At 63.3% G+C, this 18942-nt stretch carries 15 protein-coding genes; 4 read left to right on the top strand and 11 right to left on the bottom strand.

The features are described 5' to 3' along the window. Positions 1–5 precede the first annotated feature (5 nt). Positions 6–902 carry a glycosyltransferase family A protein gene (locus FEZ60_RS16805; RefSeq protein ID WP_172936547.1) on the top strand — a complete coding sequence of 299 codons (897 nt, stop codon included), beginning with the start codon at positions 6–8 and terminating at the stop codon, positions 900–902. Here the strand turns inward: FEZ60_RS16805 and FEZ60_RS16800 are convergent. The 6 genes from FEZ60_RS16800 to FEZ60_RS16775 all read right to left on the bottom strand — a co-directional run bounded on the left by FEZ60_RS16800 (position 899) and on the right by FEZ60_RS16775 (position 8879). After that, complete coding sequence (locus FEZ60_RS16800; protein ID WP_172936546.1) at positions 899–2239, bottom strand: polysaccharide biosynthesis protein; 1341 nt, start codon at positions 2237–2239, stop codon at positions 899–901. The genes FEZ60_RS16805 and FEZ60_RS16800 overlap by 4 nt on opposite strands. Beyond that, positions 2236–3126 (bottom strand): beta-1,6-N-acetylglucosaminyltransferase, encoded by an 891-nt coding sequence (locus tag FEZ60_RS16795; RefSeq protein WP_172936545.1) that lies wholly within the window; start codon positions 3124–3126, stop codon positions 2236–2238. The genes FEZ60_RS16800 and FEZ60_RS16795 overlap by 4 nt, the downstream gene beginning before the upstream one ends. Next, positions 3123–5651 carry a non-ribosomal peptide synthetase gene (locus FEZ60_RS16790; protein ID WP_172936544.1) on the bottom strand — a complete coding sequence of 843 codons (2529 nt, stop codon included), beginning with the start codon at positions 5649–5651 and terminating at the stop codon, positions 3123–3125. Before FEZ60_RS16790 ends, FEZ60_RS16795 begins: the two co-directional genes overlap by 4 nt. Then, positions 5644–6786 carry an LLM class flavin-dependent oxidoreductase gene (locus FEZ60_RS16785; protein WP_116103552.1) on the bottom strand — a complete coding sequence of 381 codons (1143 nt, stop codon included), beginning with the start codon at positions 6784–6786 and terminating at the stop codon, positions 5644–5646. The genes FEZ60_RS16790 and FEZ60_RS16785 overlap by 8 nt, the downstream gene beginning before the upstream one ends. A gap of 5 nt (positions 6787–6791) precedes the next feature. Continuing rightward, a complete protein-coding gene (locus FEZ60_RS16780) occupies positions 6792–7976 on the bottom strand; it encodes a 3-dehydroquinate synthase II family protein (protein WP_033231641.1) in 1185 nt (394 codons plus the stop codon). Positions 7977–8042: 66 nt separating this feature from the next. Beyond that, positions 8043–8879, bottom strand: a complete 837-nt coding sequence (locus FEZ60_RS16775) for a 2-amino-3,7-dideoxy-D-threo-hept-6-ulosonate synthase (protein WP_033231827.1) — start codon at positions 8877–8879, stop codon at positions 8043–8045. Positions 8880–8956: 77 nt separating this feature from the next. Here FEZ60_RS16775 and FEZ60_RS16770 point away from each other — a divergent pair, with 77 nt between their 5' ends. After that, positions 8957–9799, top strand: a complete 843-nt coding sequence (locus tag FEZ60_RS16770) for an arylamine N-acetyltransferase (RefSeq protein WP_172936543.1) — start codon at positions 8957–8959, stop codon at positions 9797–9799. 41 nt (positions 9800–9840) lie between these two features. Here the strand turns inward: FEZ60_RS16770 and FEZ60_RS16765 are convergent, their stop codons facing one another. After that, complete coding sequence (locus tag FEZ60_RS16765) at positions 9841–11028, bottom strand: 4-hydroxybenzoate 3-monooxygenase (protein ID WP_172936542.1); 1188 nt, start codon at positions 11026–11028, stop codon at positions 9841–9843. 309 nt (positions 11029–11337) lie between these two features. Between FEZ60_RS16765 and FEZ60_RS16760 the strand changes: the two genes are divergently transcribed. Beyond that, positions 11338–12144, top strand: a complete 807-nt coding sequence (locus tag FEZ60_RS16760; protein ID WP_230590013.1) for a glycosyltransferase family 2 protein — start codon at positions 11338–11340, stop codon at positions 12142–12144. Beyond that, the gene (locus tag FEZ60_RS16755) at positions 12141–13484 is read left to right on the top strand and encodes a lipopolysaccharide biosynthesis protein (RefSeq protein ID WP_346343367.1); all 1344 of its coding nucleotides are present in this window, start codon (positions 12141–12143) and stop codon (positions 13482–13484) included. The genes FEZ60_RS16760 and FEZ60_RS16755 overlap by 4 nt, the downstream gene beginning before the upstream one ends. Here FEZ60_RS16755 and FEZ60_RS16750 read toward each other — a convergent pair. The 4 genes from FEZ60_RS16750 to FEZ60_RS16735 are packed head-to-tail and all read right to left on the bottom strand — an operon-like array spanning position 13469 to position 18862. Next, positions 13469–14374: a glycoside hydrolase family 16 protein gene (locus tag FEZ60_RS16750; protein WP_172936541.1), complete on the bottom strand. Its 906-nt coding sequence runs from the start codon at positions 14372–14374 to the stop codon at positions 13469–13471. The genes FEZ60_RS16755 and FEZ60_RS16750 overlap by 16 nt on opposite strands. Beyond that, positions 14371–14568, bottom strand: coding sequence for a hypothetical protein (locus FEZ60_RS16745; protein WP_033231638.1), 198 nt, complete (start codon positions 14566–14568; stop codon positions 14371–14373). Before FEZ60_RS16745 ends, FEZ60_RS16750 begins: the two co-directional genes overlap by 4 nt. Further along, a complete protein-coding gene (locus FEZ60_RS16740) occupies positions 14565–16850 on the bottom strand; it encodes a hypothetical protein (protein WP_202026119.1) in 2286 nt (761 codons plus the stop codon). The genes FEZ60_RS16745 and FEZ60_RS16740 overlap by 4 nt, the downstream gene beginning before the upstream one ends. After that, positions 16847–18862: a glycosyltransferase family 2 protein gene (locus FEZ60_RS16735; RefSeq protein ID WP_242484621.1), complete on the bottom strand. Its 2016-nt coding sequence runs from the start codon at positions 18860–18862 to the stop codon at positions 16847–16849. Before FEZ60_RS16735 ends, FEZ60_RS16740 begins: the two co-directional genes overlap by 4 nt. Positions 18863–18942 lie beyond the last annotated feature (80 nt).

Genomic DNA, 18942 nt, shown 5'->3' with positions numbered 1-18942 from the left:
CACCGATGAGCGCACCGCTGGTCACCGTCCTGATCCCCGCCTACAACGCCGGGCCCTACCTGCGCGAGGCGCTGGATTCGGTTCTTACACAGGATTTCCGTGACTTCGAACTACTCGTGATCGACGACGGGTCCACCGACAACACTGGCGCGGTGCTCGCGTCGGTGTCCGATCCGCGACTGCGGGTGGTGCGCCAAGACAACACCGGACTGGTCGGTGCTCTGAACCGAGGTCTCGCGGAAGCGCGGGGGCAGTTCCTCGCGCGGATGGACGCCGACGACAGGATGGGTGTCGGCCGGTTGTCCGCCCAATTGGCAGTGTTGACGGCTGATCCGTCGATAGTGTCGTGCGGTACCGATTACGAACTGTTCGGGGCAATGTTGGGTAGGGTTCGGATGCCGCGTTCGGATGCGGCCTGCCGGCAGAGGTTGCTGCTCGGCAGTTGCCACTGCGGCGCATCGGTCATGATCCGCAAGCCCATCCTGGACCGCAGTGGTCTCGAGTTCCGGACGGAGTTCGCTCACGCGGAGGACTACCGGATGTTCGCGGAACTCTCGGAGTTCGGTCGTCTCGCAAACGTGGCGATGATCGGATACGAGTACCGGATCTACCCCCACCAGGTCAGTGCCGTGCACGGGTCGCAGCAGCGGATTGCGCACCAGCGGATCGCTCGCGAGTACGCGGAGTCGATTGGCGTCCGGCCGCTTTCGGACGAGGCGCTGACTGCGCTGCTGTGGCCGCAGGTACCGCCGGGGCCGTTGCCCGTGGCGGCGGTGCGGGCGTTGGCGGACATCGCGCGCCCGGCTGCCTCTGTGGTGATACGACGCCCGGGCGTCGAGACCGTCCGGTTCACCGGACGAAAAATAGTCGAGACGCTCGCGAAAGTGCGAGCAGCGCACTAGGTTCTTGCAGAATCCAGCACGTCTGGTTCCGGAATATCGAGGTCCTGAATGTTGAGGTGACGGGGGTCGGATTTCGCGACCCCCGGGGTGGCCGAGAAGTCGACGACCGCACGGCGCAGTGGCACCGCGATCACCGCTATGGCGACCAACTGAGCGCTCAGCGTTGCCAGTCCGGCCCCGATCAGGCCTAGCCGGGGAATCAAGACCAGTGCCAGCGACACCGTGGTGACGACGATGACGCACTGGACCGCCAACATGAGCCGGAGTCGTCGCAAGATCTGGGAGAGAAGGAAATAGACCACGACAACAGCTCCGGCTATCGAATCGAGCGCCATCACGAGGACGAGTGTTGTTGCCGCGTGGAAGTAGTCGGGACTGATCACGTACAAAACCAGTGGTCCACCGATCGCCAGCCCCGCAGCAGATACCGCGGTCACCACCGCGAGCATTCGCAACAACCGCCTCAGCAGGGCTTTACGGTCGGCATCGGGCGACGAGGCTTCGACGATGAACGACGAACCGACTCCGCTACGGAGTAATCCCACTGCCGAGCACATGGTCCAGGCCACGTTGAAATAGGCGTTCTGTTCGGCGCCCAACTGCGACACCACGATCAGTGGCAGCACAAGGGGCGTCACCGTGAGCACAAGCGTCATCGTGAAGAAGACGCCCTGGAATGCCCACAGTTCTCGCACCGGTGGCAGGTCTGGCGCGATTGCCTTCCGGCCACGCACACCGGTACGCAGAATGTGAACCAGCGCAACCGCGGTGACGCCGAACGCCAGCACACCCCACGATCCGGTGAGGGCCAGAGTAGATCCCGTGCCCGCCAGTGCGACGATCGGAACGATCTTGAGTACCGACAGTGCAATGTTCTTGGCCGCAACACTCTTCGCCAGCCGCAGACCCGTCAGGATCGGGTCGGTCAGAGCGTAGATCGCCAGTGTCATCACCAACATCGGGAAGGCGACGCGCTCGGTCGTGTTGGTGAAGAGGCGTTCGTTGGTCGGATTGACCAGCAGGAAACCGCAACCGAGAAGAACGGCCACGGCGGCTGTCAGTGCCAGCCCGCCCAGGACCAGACGCGTCGAGGCGCGTCCGGCGACGGGAAGGAAACGTTGGTATGCACCGCCGAGCGACAGGCAAGACACCGAAGCGAGCATGGTTGCCGTGCTGATGACCGCCGACGCGCGACCGACTTCTGCCGTGCTGAAGAAGCGTTCTGCCACTGCCCAATACACGAGGCCGAGTGCACCTGTTGCCACGGACGAGAGCATCAGCGCCGCGGCATTGGACTCGAGTCCAGCGCTCAGGCGACGGGTCGGCAAGCGGCTCATCGGAGAGAATCCGAGTTCACGGCAAAAGCGTCGATCAGCGCCGTCGAGGTCGTGTCGACCTTGCGGGCGAACAGTGCCCGTGACGCACGCAGTGTCGGTTCGTCGTCGATTCCGAGTACCCGCGGGCTCAGCGCAGTGCGATCAGACCAGTCGATGTGATGAAGCGCATGTACCGGGTCGGCGATGAACGTGTCGACGTCGGCGCACTGCTCCACGTCCTGAACGATCCGACGCGCGTGCGGCGCGGCTTTGAGGATCGAATGGAAAACTATCTCGTCGGAACACAGTGTGTGCCGATGGAAGTCGAGCCATCGCGGATGTTCCGCGATGAATCCGGTGACCTGATCCACTGCGCCGGCGGTCAGTGCCCACCACGTTGATCCCTGGTACAGCTCGATAGTCGGATCCACCTTCCGCGGAATGCGCCCGGACAGTCGCGCGCGAAGCGGGGACCTGTCGTCCGGAAAGTGTCGACGGTCCACCAGATGGGCGCGCTGCGCACCGGGGCCGGTCAGTCGCCAGTCAACTCGGATGAACTCGGTGGAACTCTGCCAGGCCGCCAGCACTTCCTCGATCGGCGCGATCATCAGATCGGAACCCGATAGCAAGGCGTACCGCTGATACTCGTTGCGGGAGGATCGCGCGTGCTCGATCAATCGAAGAATCACGTGCACGACGCTCAGCCCGCCCCAGTTCACGGAGCGACGGTCGCGCAGATAGGTCACCCCGTCACTTTCCGGCACTACGGCCTCGAACGATGCGAGATCGGCTTTGGCGTCGATGTGGACATAGACGTCGATAGACGGGTGGCGCAGTGAATCAACGAGTGCGGCAAAGACTTCTGGCTGGTGATGCGCGATGACCAGAACTGCGGCCCGGAAGCTCACTTCAGCGCCTCGCGCACGAGTGCGGCAGTGTGCGCGACATACGGCGGCCGGAGCATGCCGACATGATCGCCGGACACACGCTCCACCGAAACAACGTCGGGTGCAACTCGAGTCCACCACGCGGGGTCATCCGGGTTGTCTTCTGCCATGACAACCGATACTGCGCCGTCCCACGGCTGCAAACGGTGCATAAGCGCGACGCGTCGACCCAGATCGTGGAATAGATCCCACTGCGTCTGCGCCGGGTACTGCCACAGTCCCGCCGTGAGTAACATGGCGCGAGTCTTCCACAGCGTGCGACGATCGGTGGGAGCAGGTTCGGGCGAAGGGATCGACTGTTCACCCGAATCCGGCTCACTGCGAGACAGATCGAGAATTCCCGAACCCAGTGGTCCACTCAGGATCGTGTCGAGGCAGATCACCGCGTTGACGGTTTCGCCCTCGGCTTCGAGTAGACGCGCGACATCCATTGCGATCACACCACCGAGTGAGTGACCGACAAAGGTGTACGGGCCGTGCGGTTGTACCTGGCGGATCTCGCGCAGGTAGCGCTTCGCTGCTGAGCGCACCGTCCAATCGGGGAATCCGCGGCCTTCGAGTCCGTGGGCCTGGAGACCGTGCACCGTCCATTGAGGTCCGAGTTCCCTCGCCAGTGGCAGCAACGCCAGCGCGGTGGAACCTGCTCCGGCAAAGGCGAATAACGGGTCTCCGGTGCCGCCGGTCTGCAACGGCACCAGCACACGGGTGCGCAGCGTCGTACCTGTGGCGGCCTGCTCGAGATGTGCGGAAAACTGGTGCAGGGTGGGGAAGTTGGCCAAGGTTGCCGACGACAGTTCGGCGCCGAACTTCTGGCCGGCACGGGTGAGCATCTGCTGAGTCTGCAGGGAATCGCCCCCGAGAGAGACGAAGTCGTCGTCCCGGCCGATCTGCTCGATCCCGAGGATCTCGGACCACAGTGCTGCCAGTTCGGACTCGACACCCAAGGCGGGGGGAATTACGGCGGGCCTGGGGGAGGGCGCTGGAAGAGCGCCGCGGTCCACCTTGCCGCGTTCGTTGCGCGGTAGCGCCGGAAGCAGCATCAGATTGGCAGGAATCATCCAGTCAGGCAGAGTCTTTCGAAGATCTCGTCGCAAGTCTGCCGCAGACGGCGCGCGGGTAGCGGGATCTACGGCAACGTATCCGACCAGCACGGTGCCTGAGTCTGTTTGCCGAGCCAGCACAACGGCATCTTCGACAGCAGGCAGGCGTCGCAGTGCCGACTCCACTTCCGACGGCTCAACCAAATAGCCGCGCACCTTGACAGCGTCGTCGCTCCGGCCGACCAGGTGCAGCAGTCCGTGCTGGTCGAATCGGCCCAGATCGCCCATCCGGAACGATCGTGTGCCGTCTGCTGCCCGGCCGAACTTCGTGATCTCTGCCGTAGCGGTGCCGTCTCGCTCGACAAAATAACCTTCGGAAAGATAGGGCGATTCGACGACGATTTCGCCGACCTCACCCGGCGCCACATCGGCGCCGTCTGGGCCGAGCAACCGCACCACTTTGTTGGCGGCCACAACGCCGACGGGAAGTACCCGGTCGGGAACGTCGCGGCCAGGGGGGAATTCGTTGAACGCGAGATTGCCGGTCTCGGAGGAACCCGACAGATTGCAGTACGACGCAGTCGGACTGAGCAAGGTGCGGAGCCTGGTCACGTCGTCGCCGTGCACTGCCTCACCGCACGTGGTGACCAAGCGGAGACCGGTCAGTGTGGCGGTGCCGGCGCACACCTTCATGACTGCGCGCAGTAGTGAGGGGGTGGCGTGCAGCGTGGTCAGCATGTGGCTCGAAATCCACTGCGGGACTTCCTCGATACCTACTTCGCGGGGATCGAGAAAATGCAGTTCGCCACCGTTGAGTAGTGCGCTGAACACGACGTCGAGTCCGCCGCCGAAGCTGATCGGCAACGCCATTCCCAGCCGATCGCCCGAACCGATGCCGAGCGTGGCGTGAAAATCCGCCGCCTGGTTGAGCCACAGTCGGTGGCCCTGGCGGACTGCCTTCGGTGTACCGGTGGAACCGGATGTGAAAAGTAGTACTGCGCAGTCGCTCTCGCTGACAGCGGGCAGTGGCTGTTCGGGATGTCGGGGCAATGCAGCCAACTCGGCCGGGGAAATGCGAGCAGCACCCGAGCGCGTGAGAATGTTGTGGCGCCGATCCTCGGGCAGTTGCGAGTCGAGCAGCACCAGCGGATGTCCCGAGAGAAGCACGGAGACAAGCGCGACGACGCAGTCGAGGCTGCAGGTGGTGTCGAGCGCAACGGGGCGTCGATCGCTACCGAGATGACCCACCAAGGCCCGGGCGTGGGCATCTGCAAGCGAGTGGAGCTCCCGATAGCTCAGACTGCTACCGCGGCAGACCACCGCGATGTTGTCAGGCACTGCGGTTGCAACGGATTCGAACCGTTCCCGCACCGAGGACCACGGCACCGGGAACGGTTCGTGTCCACTAGGAGCGAGGAAAGACTCGAATGTCGAAATATCAGACACCGGCAGTTGCTCCGAACGCAGCTGTCACGCCGAGCCTGGGGAAAAGCAGTTCGGCAGTGATTTCGGCCTCGCGGATGAGTGGCCACCCGGACAGGATCCAGATGTCGATGCCCACCCTTTCGCTCATCTCGAGCATGCGCGCGGCCACGTTGTCGGCACTGCCCACGAGGTAATTGCCGGTGCCCTTACCGGCGACGTCGAATGGTGGTTCGGCGCCGGACCACGTGGTCAGTCCGGCAGCCATGTTCGGGGCAAACTCGAGTTCCGATCGGGTGGGCAGGCGGCCGGCTCGCAGAGCGTCGATCCGGGCCTGCACCTGTGCGTCGTCGGAGGTGAGTTCCGCCAACGGCGGGAACCCGAAGCTGGTCAGATTGCGGTCTGCGGTGCTGAGCACCGATTCCGGTGAGGTCTGGGACAGCTGCCATTCGAACCGCTCCCAGGCCTCCTCTTCCGTTTCCCGGACGATGACGCTGGCCAATACTCCGAACTTCAGTTCGCGGCCCTTGTCGGATGCTGCTGCCCTGACCTTCGTGAACAGCGTCGACATCGCTTCAGCCGGGCTCATGAACATGAGGTAGGCGTCGAGAACCTCTGCCGCGTGCGAGATTCCGGCAGGGGAGGCCCCGGTACCCCAGACCGGAACCCCGTCAGGCTGACGGGGTCCGGCGATGGCCGGCTTGTATCGCGGACCGAGCTCGAAGTGCTCACCCGAGAACGCCTGCGCCTCATCGAGATAGAGCCGCTTGAACAGCGGCCAGTACTCCTCGGACACGCCGTAGCGTTCGTCCTTGGAGTGAAATCGTCCGTACCGCGCCAACACCGGATCGGCTCCGTTGACCTGGTTGTAGATCAACCGGCCGCCGGAGTACTGATCGAAGACCTGTGCCTCCTCGGCAAGCAGCGCCGGTGGTTTGACTCCGGGATACTCGGGTACGACAAAGCGCAGCCGTTCGGTATCTGCGACAAGCGAAATCGGCTCGCGGGCCGTTGTCAACGCGCCGTAGTAGCCGAGTCGGTCGAGAGTGCGCGCCTGCTCACGCAGAGCGGAAAACGACGGCTCGAACCGGTGCCGCGGATCCCACGGCACCTCTCCGTCGTTTGCTCCGATGTACCAGAGGATCTCGGGAACGGACATCTTTCCTAGCGCTCGTCGCAGAATTCGGTGATCGGCAGGCCGACGTGGCGCGCCTCGGTGGGAACGTAGCCGAGCAGCTTGTCGCCCGGTTCCAGTTCGGTGACGTTGTTGACGCTGCCACCGGGCCCGAGCAGGCGCACGTGCCAGTCGTCCTGCGCAATGACGTTGACGTTCTTGCCGTTCGGGGCAACTGCGGTGATCGAGATCAGCGGGCGCTTCTCGATCTTGACGCGGCCGATGCGTACTTCGCGAACACTGCCGTCGGAACGGACCGCGAGGATCGGCTGGCCGGCCTGAAGTTCGCTCACGTAGCGCGTGCGGTTGTCCGGAGCGAGGACGTAGGAGTGCACCGCGCCGGCGTTCCAGCGGAAGGGACGCGTCGGCATGTACGGCAGCGGGTGGGTCTCGCTGCAGGAGAGGAACATTCCGGTGGAGAACGAACCGATCAGGCAGCCTTCGTCCTTCTCGAGCAACGAGCAGGTGTCGATGCAGGCACGATCGCCCATGCCGATGTGCTCGACCTTCGTGACGACAAGCTCGGAGAGCTCCATCGACTCGATCTGGTGATCGACGATGCGCGCGATGCGGACGACGTCGTCGGCGCTACGAGGCGCGAGCAGGAGTCCGTCGGAGCCGTGCTCGAGGACCAGCTTCACGATTTCGGCGTCTTCGACGTCGGTAACCGTGGTGACCGTGCGTCCGCCGGAGTTCTCGGCTGCGGCGATGACGATCTCGAGGGGGATCTTGGTCGGGTCGGTGAACGTGAGAAGCGTCCACGGCACCTCACGGACAACCTCGCACGCCAGCTGCAGGGTCGGTGCGTCGGAAACGACAACGTGGACGCCGCGGTCAGGGGTGTGGCCGATGTTGGGGGACAACGCGTCCGCGCGGTCGGCGACCACGACGAGGTCAACTCCGTCGTACGGGAAGTCCTCTGCCAGTGGAGCGTCGACGCTCAGGATGCGGCGCACGGTGGGGGGAAGGCCGTCGAAGGTCTCGATCTTGTCCGAGAGGATGCCGTCGATGCGATGGTGCAATGCGGCTTGCACAATTGCCGGCAGCAAGCTCTGCTCGACCGAACGGACGTCGAGCCAGGCGAAGTGGCCTTCGCGGCTGATCGGTGTCCGTCGACTGTCCGTGCCGGCCCCCGTCGCCGGGAGGATCTGGTCGGTGACGATAGTGCTGTCCATAGTTGGACACGTTCCCTTCGTTGGTTGAACAAGCGCGCGTGCGTGCGAGGTGGTGAAAACTGAAGATCAGGCAATCTCGAGTTCGGACCGGGATGCCGATTCCTGTGGGGAGTGCATCATCCGGGCCAGTGCAGAGGCCACCGCGTACGGATTGCGTGCCTCGAATACATTACGGCCGAAGCTCAACCCGGCAACACCTGAGCTCAGTATCTCGGCGCCGAGCGCGAGTGCGTGCGCGTCGACGTCTTCGAGGGGCGGGCCGCCCGCGACGCAGATGGGCAGCGGGCAGGACTCGGCAACCTCACGCATGGATTCGGGGGTGCCGCTGTAGTCGAGCTTGACCAGGTCTGCACCGAGATCGGTAGCGATAGCCGCCAGGTGCTTCAGTTCCGCCGCGTCCGACGGGAGATCACCACGTAGGGGACCGCGCGCATACATCATGGCCAGCAAGGGAACTCCGAGTGTTTCGCATTCGTGGGAGACCTTGCCGAAATCCTGGAGTTGCTCGCGTTCGGTGGACGATCCGATATTGACGTGCACGCTGACCGCGTCGGCACCGATGCGTAGCGCGTCCTCGACGCCGCCGACAAGAACCTTCGAGTCGAGGTCCATGCTTCGGGTCGTTCCCGCTGAGAGATGGACTATCAATCCCATGCGCGCGAAGTGGGCAGGGTCGACGTGTTTGGCGCGGCCGCGATGGAGAACTACGGCATTGGTTCCGGCCTGCGCAAGAGTGTGGACCAACGAGTTCGCGTGGTCGGCCATGCCGAGTGGACCGACGGTGACCGAATGATCCAGCGGGACGACGAGAGTGCGCCCGGTAGCGTAGTCGCTGATCCGGGAGAGTCGGATGGACTTACCGCCCGAGGACTGCGACTTCGCATAGTTGGGTGATGTGAACACCGAGGTTCTCCAATCGGGCATCGAACGTGCGGCTGACGTTCTCGAGTGCCTCCGCAATATTAGGGTAGGCTACACAAATGGATTCCATCGGGGTAGAGGCAGTACTGCGATCTACACCACAAACACCGTCGGTAGCACCGCAAATGCGTCATATGCGCCGCGACGCCGACGTGATGTCGAGTGCGGAAATGCACTCGTATCTCCGCAGGGTCGCATTGCCCGACGATAGCCTGACGAGTCCCGTCGACGCGTCCTTGTTGCGACGTATCGCCGACGCTCAGTTGTCCCGAATCCCGTTCGAGAATCTCGACATTCACCGCAAACGCCCGGTCGAGGTCTCGGTAGCTGCGATCGAGGAGAAGCTGCTCCGGCGTGAGCGAGGTGGAATCTGCTACGAACTCAACGGCCTGCTCGCCCGCGCTCTCCGCACCGTCGGATTCGACGCACAGTTGGTCGGCGCAGCCGTCGTCACTCCGAACGGGCCGGGGCTTCCACTAGGCCACGTCGCAATCGTTGTCGGCTTCGCAGGCGAGACGTGGTTAGTCGACGTCGGGTTCGGTGGCGACGCGATAGTGCACCAGGTCGACGCCGGCGCAGTCGCCGGATGGGACGTGCGCTTTCCTTCCGGCGCGTCGTACCTGACGGACGCGACCACGAGGCCACTCGCAGATTTCGCGGCAATGGCGTGGTGGCACAGCACCTCCCCGCTGGCCCGCTTCACCGGCGGAATCGTGTGCTCCCTGACCGAGGGCAGTGTGCGAAAGACACTCTCCTGCAGGCCTGACGAGCAGTACCAGCTAGCCGTTACGGACGGGGCGCTACGCAGCGCCCGCGACCTGGACGGCGACGAAGCACTTGCCGTACTGGCCGCGGAGTTCGGCATCCGGTTGCCCGAACTTCCGCGACCGGCTCGATTCTGAAATACCTGATCCGGTAACTGCTGTTATGCCGGATACTGCTGTTATGCCGGATACTGCCAGGGACTGGGGAATGGCAGGCCCAGGTAGACCTCGCCCAGTGCGGACTGCTCGTGCTCCGACTCCACCCACCTGGTCAGGCGAGCGCGTCGCAGCTGCCAATCCAATGGATCTGCGGACAGCGAGTGCAGTGTTTCGGTAAGCATTGCGGAGAAGTGCTGTGCCTTCCAGATACGTGGAAGGCAGGTGCTCGAGTATGCGTCGAGGTGCTCACTGCCGCCGGTCAGGTAAAACGCACCGAGTGCATAGGACAGCGTGACTGCGTCGGACACTGCAAGATTGAGACCCTTTGCGCCGGTGGGGGGAACAATGTGGGCGGCGTCGCCGAGTAGGAAAAGCCTTCCGTGTTGCATGGTTTCGCACACGTACGAGCGCAACGGGGCCAGTGATTTGTCGAAGATCTCGCCGCGCTCGAGTACCGGGAAATCGTCACTGGCGCTGCGGAGTGTCAGCTCGTCCCAGATGCGTTCGTCAGACCAGTCGCCCAGGTCGGTGTCCGCGGGAACCTGCAGGTACTGGCGGGTGATGTTCGGCCCGCGCATGCTGTGCACCGAGATGCCGTTCTCATGCGCGCAGTACATGCCCTCGGGGGTGGTGGGGGTGGTGTGTGCCAGGATGCCCAGCCACGCAACGGGATAGGTCCTCTCGAAATCTCGGACCGAGTCTGCGGGAAGGTGTGCGCGGCTCACCCCGTGAAATCCGTCGCAGCCGGCGACGAAGTCCGCGGTGATCTCGAGCGGTCCCTCTGGTGTCTGGACCTGCAGGCGGGCGCCGTCGGTGGTGGTGTCGATCGAACGTACCGAGGCCTCGAAGAGTAGAGGCTCGCCGCCCCCGACCCGGTCCGTAACGAGGTCGGCAACCAGCTTCTGCTGCGGATAGACGGTGGCGTGGCCGCCGACGAGCCTGGTGAAGTCGAGATGATGTGTGGTTCGGTCGAACCGAACATAGAACCCGTTGTGCACCATGCCTTCGCGAGTGATTCCGTCACCCACGCCGATTTCGTGCATGAGATCGACGGTGGGTTGCTCGAGGATTCCCGCTCGGGTTCGTGTCTCGATGTATGTGCGGTCGTGACGTTCGAGGACGATGGAGGAAATACCCTGTCGGTGAAGCAGAGCGGCGAGAGTCAGTCCGGCGGGTCCGGCACCGATGATCGCAACCTGAGTGTGCACGTGTAAGTTCCTTTGTTTGTCTTCGAGCGTATTCGTTGTTGCAATACCGGATCACCCGCACCTCGGCCACTGGATATTATGTGACTGTCGACACACAAGGCCTTTAGGGCTTTGCTAAGGCTTGCCTATCTTCTACTCTAAGGCATGCAGTTCGACGAACTGCATGACCTCCCGAATCCAGTTCTTGGAGAGGGACATTGTCTGGGTGTGAGCCAGTGGCCAACACATTCTCCAGGCATCGGACTGTCAATATGAGTGGAGACGATCGTCGTGAGTACTTCGATACCGACAGGTGGCCCGGCTGCTGACATCACCGGAGCGACACCGTCCGAACCGGCATCCGGTAAGGGCGGGAACCGTCCGACCGTCTCCGTCATCGTCCCGGCCATGAACGAGGCAAAAAATTTGCCGTTCGTTGCGTCGCGGATGCCTACGGATATCGATCAGATCGTCTTCGTCGACGGACATTCCACTGACGACACCGTAGCTGTGGCCCGTGAATTGTGGCCGGATGCAACATTTGTCGTGCAGACCCGTTCCGGTAAGGGCAACGCCCTGGCCTGTGGATTCGAGGCATCGACCGGCGACATCATCGTCACCATCGACGCCGACGGTTCGACCGACCCCGCTGAGATTCCCTTCTTCGTCGAGGCACTGGTCGGCGGGGCCGACCTCGCCAAGGGAAGCCGATTTGTCGGCCGCGGTGGAAGTTCCGACATCACCGGATTGCGCAACGTCGGTAACAAGGGCCTCAACGGCTTGGTCAACCTCATCTTCCGAACAAAGTTCTCCGATCTCTGCTACGGCTACAACGCCTTCTGGCGCAAGCACATCCCGCTGCTCGAACTGGCGCCGGTCGAGTACCAGCGCGCGCAGTGGGGCGACGGTTTCGAGATCGAAACCGTCATCAACGTCCGTCTTGCGACGAGCGGCCTCAACATCGTCGAGGTCGGCAGCTTCGAGGGTCCCCGGATCCACGGACGCAGCAACCTCAACGCCTACAGCGACGGCATGCGAGTGCTGCGCACCATCGGTCAGGAATGGCAGCACTGGCGCGAGACCAAGACCATCCAGAAGAAGACCGCACAGGCTGACGTTCGCGAACTGACGCTGTGACCGCCCACTCCGGCGACACCGTCGTATCGCCGGAGGCGGCAGTCGCAGGTGACCCCAGCGCTGAGGGGCCCAGTACTGGGGGTTCCAGCACGAACGGACACAGCCTCGAGCGAAACAGTCTGGCGCTCACTGTCTCAGCGCTCTTGACCGGTGTTGTGGGTCTTGTCTACTGGGCGATTCTCGGACGCCTTTACCCGGCGCGTGAGGTAGGTGCTGCCGCGGCGGTGATCACCACGGCAACCATGCTCTCGGCTTTCGGCAACTTCGGTATCGGTGGACTCTTCGAACGCTTCCTCCCGCTTGCCGGGCAGCGCTCCAAGTCGCTTGTCGGGGCGGGGTTTGCCGTCGGTGCGGTGGGCGGCCTTCTCCTGGGCGGCGGATTCCTGCTGCTTGGCCCGACGTCGGAGATGTTCCTCCATCCGTTCGAGTACTGGCTTTTCCCAGTGGTTGTGGTTGTGTTCTCCACGTTTGCCATGCTCGACCACACCGCGGTGGCGTTCCGCGAAGCCGGTTGGGCCGCAGGGAAGAACGTCGCGCACGCGATTGTGAAGCTGGTGCTTGCCGCAGCATTGGCGTTTACCGCTTCACACCTCGCCATCATCTGGACGTGGACGGTCCCGGCGCTGATCGCCGCACTTGTCCTCGGTGTGATGGTTGCCCGGCGGCTGCGCACTCCCGACTACCAGAGCGCGGCGTCGCAGTTGCCACCTCGGCGGGAGATCGGGAACTACCTCGCCGGTTCCTACGGCATCTACGTGGTCAGTGCGCTTGCGCCACTGCTACTCCCCTTGATCGTCGTATCGCGAATGGGTGCCGACGCCAACGCATACTTTGCAATCTCCTGGTCCCTGGTCACTGCCGTACTGGTCTTGATGACCATGCTCATGGGGCCGTATGTTGCCGCATCGGCCGGCAGTGATCCAGCGCGTCTGTACGGTCTGACACTTCGGTTCTTTGCAATACTCGGTGCTGTCGCGTTGAGCGGTGTTCTGCTGTTTGCCGTAATCGCGCCCGTGATGTTGGAGATTGTCGGTAAGCCATACGCGGAGCAGGGAACTCCGCTGCTCCGCCTTGCTGCACTTGCGCTGATTCCCGCGACAATAGTGGCCGCGTACACTGCGGTAGCCCGAGTGCGTCGCCGCTTACGCCTGGCGGTGGCAGTGCAGATCTGCAATGCGGCACTGATTCTCGGACTCAGTCTGGCATTGATCGACGAGCACGGACTTGTCGCGTTGGGCTGGGCGTACATCGTGGCTGAGTCTGTGTCTGCCGTGATCCTTGTTGTGCCACTTACCCGTGCTGTTCTTGTTATGCGGAGTGAATCTCAGTCTGTGAACTGAATGGCATCCGGTGACGGATCGTAGTAACCGGATTTCTGCATCTTCTCCAACTCGTCGAAGTCTGCCGCATACACAGTGACCCAGTCCACCTGTACGGCAACGTTGTCCGGGCGCTGCTCCGAGAAGTCGGAGCACGGTGTCATGCCCCAGTCCTCACGACGTTCACACGCTCCGGCCTCGGCTTGCAGGCCGAGCCACATGGGGACGTCCGGAACCATTGTCTCCGAATGTGCTTCGGCCCAGACTTTGCCGTCGAGCAGGTAGCGGACGATGCCAGGTCCCCACTCGACCCCGACGGTGTGCCACTCGGAGAAATCTCCCCCCGTGGATACACCCTTTTTGTCGTTGGTGCCTTTGTCGTCGACCCAGTGCAGGAAGGCGGACATCTCGTCGCGCGTGCCGCTGACGCTTTCCGCGAAATCGATCTCCGGTGGCCACTTCTCGTTCTGTGGCCAGAGTAGCATGTGGTACGAGATGTCGTCGCTGTTGTCGGCGCGCATTCGGATCTCCCAGCGCCCGTACTGCTGGGTGACCGGATAATTCGACACCCCGCCGGTGATCCATCCCGAATCGGTTCGTTGCGAATTCAGGTTGAGCAGACCGTCGTCGACCTGAACCATCGACGCATCCCACGTGCTGTTCGGATTGCCGCCTGGCTGGCCGCTGTAGGTACCCCAGTCGGAACCGAGATCACAATCGTCGAAATCATCGCTGAAGATCTGCTTCCAACCCTGCAGGTCACCGCGAGGAAGTGACACGCCACCAGGTGCGGATTCCGGCGCGCACGGGTTTTCGACCGGCGAATCGGTCGCGATCGTGCACGAAGTACAGGACGCGATGAGGGCGAGTGCCGCGATAGTTCCGGCAGCGCGCCGCCGTCGACGGCTCATACAGCCATTGCGATCAGTCGCACGAAAGTCAGAGTCGCAGCGGTGATCACACAGACGGCAAGCGCAAGGCTGATCAGTTGGGCGGCGTGTCCGCGGCCGATGCTGCCGGTGGCAGGAACCTCGCGTTCACGCAGGATCACACCGGCGACCAGGAGAACGCCGGCGGCCAGGAAGAAGAAGATCGCAACACTCATGGGGACTCGAATTCGATAGCGGGTGCGTCGACACGGCGCAGGATCGTGATGCTCGGCTTTTCGATCATCGGGACGTAGAGGCCGCTGTCGATGATAGCGGCCAGTTCGGCGTCGAGATACTCCTGCGTCATGCCCTGCTGCAGCAACGCCATTCCGATGCCCTGGCTCGTGACGTACACGTACATGGGGTTACGTGTCAGAGCGCAACCGCTGAGGTCGTTGGCGCAGTCGTAGCTGTCGACGAACATCATTCGCGGCCCGAGCGGGTCCAGCGTCCGTCGCACACCGTTCGTGTGAGACGCGTGGCTCCACGTCATGATCGTCGTAGACGGCGGAACCGCCGCGATGAACTGGTCCGATACCGTGACCTGATCGGTTGTCGACGCTTCGAATGCGGTGTTCAGTCCGCGGTTTGTGGTCAAGAGCAATCCCAGCGAGACCAATGCCAAGGTTGCAGCGGCCGCCCGAACCCCGTAGGACGGTCGTGTCTTGCGCGGCCGCGTGTGATTTGCCGACGAGACCGGGTTGAGTGCTTTACGGATCTGGTTGCCGGCATGCGCGAGGGCGACGGCGGCAAAGGGAGCCAGGACCGGGGAGGCGAGAACGAAGCAACGGATGATCATCTCGCCGCCGTAGCTTTGCAGTAGGACAAGCGAGAACGGCGCTGCGGCAACGGCTCCTGCCACGAGCCAGGTTCGTCGGTGGCGTGAGAGCACCCAACCTGCAAAGGCCACCACCGCGAGTATCCCGGACGCACCCATACGCAGGTACTGCATCTGCTGGTACGTCGGATCTCCGGTGATGCGCTCGCCCACACCGCGGCCCACGGAATTGCCGACCTGCCCAATCTCGCTGAAGATCGACTGGAGGTGGCCGATCCAGAAGTCGGTGGCGCCGTAGCTGAACCATGCCGCGAACACCAGACCCGCTGCCAGCCACATGGTCCGGTAGCGCGTTGCTCCGAACAGTGAGAATGATGCGAGGACCACGATGACCAGGATCGGGGTGATCTGGTGACTGACGGTGGTGGCGACGATGAGGAGCAGCAATACCGCGCCCACCGCGAGTGTGCGGAGTGAATCGAAACCGGGAACGAACCCGGGGGTGCGCCGAGGCGCCGAGACGATGAATCGACCGATCCCGGAACCGATTACCGGAAGCGGTGAGCGTCGAAGCTGCCACAACAGCGTCGCGAGGATGGTGGTGTAGAAGATCGTCGCGACGGCCTGCGGGGCGAAGTAATCCTGCTGGTACCAGTTGAAGAGTTGGTAGATGACCACAGCCAGCCAGGCGAGCCGAACGCGGCCGGTGATGGCAATCGCGATGGCGTACAGCGGAAACGCCAGTAGCGCGCCCATGTACAGCGGCGCCCACAGAAGTAGCACGGTCGCGTCGGGAACATCGGCGACCGTGATCAGATGTGCCCCGGCGGAGAAGAATCCGGCCCAACTGAATCGCGCGTCGATCGAGTTGGGAAGGGTGCCGCTCTGGGCAAGAATGTTGATGAATCCGCGATGCACAAACGCGACCGGCACGGTGGTCTCGCCGGTGGCTACCGGAACGAGCATCGTGGTGTAGAGGATCAGCATGACGGTGTTTGCGGCCATCAACACGTGGTCGATCACGCGTCGACGCAGCGTGTACGCGATTGTGCCGCAGAGCGTTACCAGTCCGAGCACGTAGATCGGCCCGATTTCGGTGACGATGCCGAAGTGGCCCGCCGCCGCGACATCCAACCTTGCGGCCGCGACCACGAACAGGATCAGGGCGATCAGCAGCGCACCGAAACCGTAGGCTCGGCTCCGGTCGACATAGCGCAGGCGCTGGCGTTCGCCGTTCGGCAGTCGGAAGTCAGACGGCACAGTGCGCGAGGCGCCGGCGCAGAGTGCGAGTGCGAGGAGCACCAAGATGAACTGAGTGCGCAGCGGACTCCACCACGAGGCCACCATCGTCAGTTGACTGGCCAGGATGGTGACGGCCAACGACACCGACACGATCAGGGCAGCCGAGAGCGCGCGGCCTGGAATGCGCAGCGCAACAACGACGGGCAGTCCGGGAACCAGGGTCATACCGGCAAGCGCGATCAGCAGGCGGATCGGCGCGGGCACGAAGTCGGCGATGTCGGTTGCCACGGCGAGGTTGAGCACGAACATGGCAACCGCAACTGCCACGCCGATTCTCAGGCAGATACGGGGATTCCACCCGTAGTGGGGGATCGATGCCACGGACTTACCTGGCCGGAGATCGATGATGTCTGTGTCGGTGTCTATTTCGGTGCTCACCGCCCGGCACCGACCCGGCGCGCGTTCAGGTGGCTACGAACGAACAGGACCGGTCCTGCAAGGTAACCCAGGGCTTCGAGGATTCGCAGGTGCAGCGGCCAGTCGGACGGGAAGTCGATGTTCTTCGTGGACGTCGGCGAGATCAGCATGTGGATTCCCCGTGGGATACGCGTGAGGATCGGCCGCGGTGATCCGGACAAGACGAACTTGGTCAACGACGCGGCCATACCGGTGCCGTAGCCGTAACTTTGCACCCGAAGTTCCGGCATGTTGTCACGGTGGTAGTGCCGCACAACGGCGTTCGGATTGTAGGCAATAGACCAACCGTCGAGGAGTGCTGCGCGGAAAGCGTCGAGGTCCTCACCGCCGTGGGTGGGGGTGCCGGTGCCGAGGCGCTCGTCGAATCCGCCGATCGAGTGCAGGGCAGTCGATCGGAACGCCATGTTGTTGCCCGATCCGCACTCGCCCGCTGTGTAGGGGAAGAACGGACCGTGGGGACCGTACTCACCGAGGGTGTCGTCTGTGCCGAGCGCAGTCTCTTCGAGAAGGTTCATCGCCCAGAGCGTTGCTACCTCGCCCTTGTCGAAGACCTTTGCTTCCTCGAACCAGGCTTGCTCCCTGGTGTTGGATTCTGTACCGAGCACTCGGCCGGTCACGACTCCGACTGAACTGGTGTTGTCGGCGTGGAAGCTGGTGACAATGCCCGAGATCCACCCGGGATCGGGGACTGCGTCGTCGTCGGTGAAGGCGACGATGCGGCCCCTGGCGCTCTGATGTCCTTTGTTTCGGGCCGCCGAGACACCGGGGATGGGCTGTTCCAGGATCGACAGGCGGGGGTCGTCGATGTCGGCCAGAATCCGCGCGGCCTCACTTCGGTGGGGACGGTTGTCCACTACCAGCAGTTCGATATTGCGATGATCCTGCGCCAGCACGGTACGCACGGTGTTGAGCAACGAATCGCGACCGACAGTGGGAATCACAACGGTGATCAACTCGTCGGCGGCGACGGGTGCTTCGGCCGGTTTTTCCACTGGCGCTTGTACTTCCGAACTAGTGGTGCGACGGCCTTGGCGAATGGCCGCGGCCGCAGTGGCTGATGCGGTGACAAACAATCCGAGGATCATGACAAGAATCCGGGACACCGCGCTGATGCCGTTGCCCGTTACCGCGCCGCGGAGATAGCGGAGAACCCCGGTGGTCAGAGTACGAATGACAAAACTTCGTTCGGCTGCGAGCCCGGCCTTGCCGCCCACCATGTCGGACAGCACAGCCTTGGAGCGGCCCTCGTGGCGGCAGCGACTGATGAAGTAGCGCAGGGTACTACGGGTGCGGGGAACAAAGTGGTCGACGGCAAACTCCTCGATCCGCACAACCTTGGATCCCGGGAATTGCTGTCGTAGTTCAATTCCCATGAGGGTTTCCTCGCAGCCGGCCGGGACTGTTCCGACGCGGCCCAGACGGTCGGAGAAACCGCCGATCTTCTGCAATTCGGCACGGCGGACAGCCATGGCGGCGCCGATCGGGTTGCGGATCTCGGCGCCGTCGGCGGCAAGCCCGCGGTAGTCGCAGCCCACGACCCAGCCGAACTCGTCCGGGAACCACGATGGCGGGGCTCCTGCTTCCCATTTGGCGTGTACTGCACCGCCGACGGCGATAACGGACGCGTCGGTGAAGGCGCTGCGAACGCTGTCCAGGGCCCCGGGTCGGAGCACCGCGTCGTCGTCGACGAACGCGACCAACTCAGTCCGCGCTGCCGCGACACCGGTGTTGCGGGCGCCGGACAGGCCGCGGGTCGCCGCGTTCGGAATCACGGTGATGCCACTCGGGAAGGCGGAAATCAGATCTGCGCGGAGTGCGTCGTTGTGGTCCACGATCACAATCAGTTCGTCCGAGTCCGGGCGAAGCTGCGTCTGGGCGCTGCGGATGCCGGTGGACAGCTGATCCAGACGGTCGTGGGTGTAGCAGCAGATCAATACGGTGATCCCGGGGACCAGGTGGGTCTGCGCTGTCAAGACGTACTCCGACGGGGTCTAGGCGGGGTGCAACACCACCCCTGGAAGGGCAGCCTTACCTATGTTATCGGACGTCCATG

Origin of the sequence: Rhodococcus sp. MS16 (genome assembly GCF_013277795.1) — a bacterium.
In the GTDB taxonomy this organism is placed as follows: Bacteria; Actinomycetota; Actinomycetes; order Mycobacteriales; family Mycobacteriaceae; genus Rhodococcus_F; species Rhodococcus_F globerula.
This window is presented reverse-complemented; position numbering and strand designations above follow the sequence as displayed.